5 protein-coding genes are annotated in these 4164 nt (G+C 75.3%); all 5 read left to right on the top strand.

Annotated features, from left to right (window positions below; all coding sequences use genetic code 11):
- Positions 1-127: 127 nt before the first annotated feature.
- The 5 genes from WDV85_RS16985 (at position 128) to WDV85_RS16965 (ending at position 4141) form a co-directional block, all read left to right on the top strand.
- On the top strand, positions 128-403 hold the full coding sequence (locus tag WDV85_RS16985; protein ID WP_339571749.1) for a hypothetical protein: 276 nt from the start codon (positions 128-130) through the stop codon (positions 401-403).
- A gap of 92 nt (positions 404-495) precedes the next feature.
- Positions 496-762, top strand: a complete 267-nt coding sequence (locus WDV85_RS16980) for a hypothetical protein (RefSeq protein WP_339571748.1) — start codon at positions 496-498, stop codon at positions 760-762.
- Between the two features lie 949 nt (positions 763-1711).
- On the top strand, positions 1712-2053 hold the full coding sequence (locus tag WDV85_RS16975) for a hypothetical protein (protein ID WP_339571747.1): 342 nt from the start codon (positions 1712-1714) through the stop codon (positions 2051-2053).
- A gap of 31 nt (positions 2054-2084) precedes the next feature.
- On the top strand, positions 2085-2375 hold the full coding sequence (locus WDV85_RS16970; protein ID WP_339571746.1) for a hypothetical protein: 291 nt from the start codon (positions 2085-2087) through the stop codon (positions 2373-2375).
- Between the two features lie 107 nt (positions 2376-2482).
- Positions 2483-4141 carry a ParB/RepB/Spo0J family partition protein gene (locus tag WDV85_RS16965; protein WP_339571745.1) on the top strand — a complete coding sequence of 553 codons (1659 nt, stop codon included), beginning with the start codon at positions 2483-2485 and terminating at the stop codon, positions 4139-4141.
- The last annotated feature ends 23 nt before the right edge of the window (positions 4142-4164 follow it).

The following is a 4164-nucleotide window of genomic DNA, read 5'->3' as shown; positions in this document are numbered from 1 at the left end:
CCGGTGTCTCCCCCGTCACCGGACCGGCGCCCCGACCAGGTGAGGCCCTCCCCCCGCGGCCAGCTCGGCACCAGGGCGCTGTGGACAGCCCCCACCGGCCGCCCGCGGCGGCGGCCACAGTGGCCCGGTGCAGCTGCGCCTGAGCGTCCACGCCACCGGCCCCGACCTCGTGGCCTACCGCCGCGACGGCGTCGAGCACTCCCGCTGGCCCATCACCCCCAGCGACCCCTTCGTCGAGCTCGAGCACCTCGCCCACCCGGCACCAGCCGAGCCCGCCGGCCCGCACCTGGCCTCGACCGCGGCCCTCGAGGAGGCCCTGGCCCGCCAGGGCTACCAACGCCTCACCGACTGGGCCCCCGGCCCCACCGGTCCCGTCTGCGAGGTCACCCTCCGCGCCACCTGAGACGACGCCCCGCACCGCGCCCCCGGGCGCCCGGTCCGGCCCACGTCACCGGGGCAGGCCCGTTGTCGGTGGCCGCGCCTACCGTGGCGGCCATGCCCCCCGCAGACCGGCGCCCCTGGGCCGTCGTCGCCCGCGAGGTCTGCGCGACCCCGGTCAGCACCGTCCTGGGGCCGCTGGCCTTCGTCGGCCTGGGCGTGTGGCTGATGGCCTCCACGCCGGCGTGGTGGGTCGGCCTGTTCGTGCTGCTCGCCGGCGTGGCCCTGCTCGTCCGCGGCGTCGTCAGCCTCGTGGTCGTGGCCACCGGCTACGCCGGGCCGAGCTGGTGGCGCCAGGCCACCGGGCGCGACGTCGACGCCTGAACGACCCCCCGCTCCCCCGCTGTTCACTTAGGGCGCCCCTCGCCCCCACGTGGACGGCCCGAGCTCGCACGCGGCTCCACCCGCCCACACCGGGGACGACGGGACCCACCCCTCACCAGGCCCGCACCCCCGCCGGCTGACGCCGACCGGGCACGGCCCCCCTCCCGCCACGGCCAGGCCCTCGAGCGCGCAGCAGCACGGGCCGCTGCTCTGCCCCCGTCCCCTCCCGATACATGCCGTCCGTCGGCGTCGACGGCGGGGTCCAGGGTGGCCCGCAGGCCATCGCGCAGCGACGCGGCACGCGCCCTTGACGCCGCCGGCGGCGCTGACACCCTCCGGCGTCGGGAGGGGACCCCAACCTCCGGTCGTCATCTGCTCGACCTGCCGGGGCCTGCGGCCCTTCTCGGAGCGGCCTACGGCCGCACAGCGCCCATCTGGGCGACGCGACGTCCCCACCCGTAGAACTGTGCCGGTCGGTCAGTGGTGGTGGGCGTGTGGCCACGACCCATCGGGGTCCCTCCGTCCCTCAGACGACCAGAGGAGGCCACACCCGGCGGCCGGCCGCTGCGCTCTGCGGAGGGCACCCCGTGATCCCTCGTCGACGAAGAGCGTGTCGACGAAGCATCACGGGGACCCCGCCCTCCTCCGCCGACCACCGGGCGCGGCATGGCTGCGCCTCGCCTGAGCAACGGAGGAACCCCGCCAGCTCACCAGAGGTCTGCCCCGCGCCCGAAGTCCGTAGCCGGCGCCGCAAGCGGCACCGGAGACGCGGGGGCGCTGCCCCCACACCCCCGGCCCTCGCTGCCGAAGGTGCCCCCTCCGACCCCGCCGCGCGCACCCCGCGCACGGACGGCACCCGGTCAAAAAGGGTTGCCGATCGGATTGCTACTCAAGGCTACAAACGGTAGAGTATCTACCGTAAGCAGGAGCGAGTGAGAGGAAGCCGAAGATGAGCAACAACGAGGAGCGTCCGGTGCGGATCACCGCCCGTCAGGCCGCGCAGATGGTGGACGGCGGCGCTGACACCACGGTCCTGCCCTTCCTCGTCACCTACCACGGCTCCCTCGTCGACCTCCACGGCGAGGCGTGGCACATCGGGGACTGCGTCTGCGCCGAGTGCTACGGCGCGGGCTGGGCCGTCCGCCGCCACGCGCTCGTCACCCTCGCAGGCGACCTCCTGAGCCACGTCGGCCCGACCTCCTGGACGCCGGTCGTGGAGGAGCCGCCCTGCATGCACCCCGACCCCGAGGACGGGGCGCCTTGCCCCGGCTGCGGCCAGATCGACCACTGACCTAACGGTAGACATAGAAGGGAAAGAAGCCATGAGTACCAACGGCGACGACGAGCGCAGCACCCCCGAGCAGGACGAGCAGGCCCCCCGCGTGGCCCGCCTGTGGGTCTCCAACAGCGGGCGCGTCGCGTGCGACGCCCACGGCGGCATGTACCTCGCGGTGGCCGTCGAGCAGGCGCCCCGCCGCCGCCACCACACCACGCCGCTCGACGCCTGGGAGGGCTACACCGCCCGCGAGGTCGCGCTGTACCTCGACGGCGACACCTCGGTCCTGTCCTGCGAGGACAGCCGGTGCGGCGCCCGGATCGGCCCGAGCGCCTGACCGTCCGGGCGACGGTCGGCGCCGCGAACCCCGAGGGCACGCGGCGCCCCTCAGCCGCCCGGCTGGACACCACCCCACCCGAGCACCACCCGAGCGAGGAGCACGCCATGAGCGAGAGCACCACCACCCCGGCCCTCGAGGTCGCCGCCGCCGTCGAGACGACCGACGCGCCGACCCTGGTCCACGTCGACCCCGCGACCCTGGTCCTGGCGACCAACGTCCGCGTCGACGCCCGCCTGGACAAGCCGTTCCTGGCCAGCATCCGTGAGCGCGGCGTCCTGGTCCCGGTCGTGGCCCACCGCACCGACAACGGCGCCCTGGCCGTCCTGATGGGCCAGCGCCGCACCCTCGCCGCCGTCGAGACCGCACGGCCCACCGTCCCGGTCCTGGTCGTGGCCGACCTGGCCGAGGCCGACCGGCTGGTCGACCAGATGGGCGAGAACGACCATCGCGCGGCCCTGCGGACCGGTGAGCGGGTCGCCGCCTTCGCGCAGTTGAGCGCGCTGGGCGTCTCCGCCGCCCAGATCGCCAAGCGCACCGCGACCAAGCGCGCCGACGTCGACGCCGCCCTGACCGTCGCGGGCAGCGGCATCGCCAGCGGCGCCGCCGACCGCTACGACTTCCTCACCCTCGACCAGTCCGCCACCCTGGCCGACTTCGAGGACGAGCCCGAGACGATCAAGGCCCTGGTCGTCGCCGCCCGTGACGGGCAGTTCGAGCACGTCGCCCAGCGCGCCCGCGACCTCCGCGCCCTGCGCCGCCAGGGCGAGGAGGTCGCCGCTGACCTGGCCGAGCGCGGCGTGCCCGTGGTCGAGCGCCCCAACTACGACGACGCGGCGTCGCCCCTGTCGGAGCTGAAGCACGACGACGAGCCCCTGACCGCCGAGAAGCACGCGCAGTGCCCGGGCCACGCCGCCTACATCCGCCCGCTCATGCAGTGGGTCGACGTCGAGCCCGCCGAACCGGGCGAGGGCGAGCCCGCCGCCGAGGACCCGGCCGAGGCCGAGAGCCTGGCCGACCCCGCCGAGGACGACGAGGAGGTCTGGTACGACGACGACGAGGCCGTGTGGGACACCCCCACCGCCACCGGCGCCGGGCGTCAGCGGGTCGAGACGATGGTCGCCACCTACGTCTGCACCGACCCCAAGGCCCACGGCCACGTCTCCCGCTGGGGCGCGGGCACCGGCGCCAGCACGCGGACCCTCGCCGCCGACATGAGCGAAACCGAGCGCGAGCAGGCCAAGGCCGAGCGGCGCGACGTCATCGAGTCCAACCGCGCGTGGACCTCCGCCGAAACCGTCCGCCGCGACTGGCTGCGCCAGTTCGCCACCCGCAAGAGCGCCCCCAAGGACGCCCCGCAGTTCATCGCCGCCACCCTGGGCGACGGGTGGGCGCTGTCCAAGGCCAACGAGGGCGGCCACCGCCTCGCGTGCGACCTGCTCGGCGTCCAGAGCAGCGGCGGCTACGGGCGGCGCCCGGTCCTGGTGGACGAGAAGGTCAGCGGCCCCCGCGCCCAGGTCATCACCCTGGTCCTGCTGCTGGCTGCCGCCGAGGAGGCCACCGGCAAGCACTCCTGGCGCAACGTCTCCGCCGACACCACCCGCTACCTCCGGTGGATCGAGGCCCAGGGCTACACCCTGTCCGACGTCGAGCGCCGCGCCTGCGGGGAGGACCCCCTGCCCGTCGAGCCCGCAACGACCGCCGAGCCCGTCCACCTGGACGCCGACGACGAGCCCGACGACGAGGACGACCAGCCCGACGAGTGACCACCCCGGAGGGGCGCCCCGCG

The sequence above is a fragment of the Pseudokineococcus sp. 5B2Z-1 genome (assembly GCF_037482305.1).
GTDB lineage: Bacteria > Actinomycetota > Actinomycetes > Actinomycetales > Quadrisphaeraceae > Pseudokineococcus.
The sequence above is the reverse complement of the archived record's forward strand: the minus strand, read 5'-3'. Positions and strand labels throughout refer to the sequence as shown.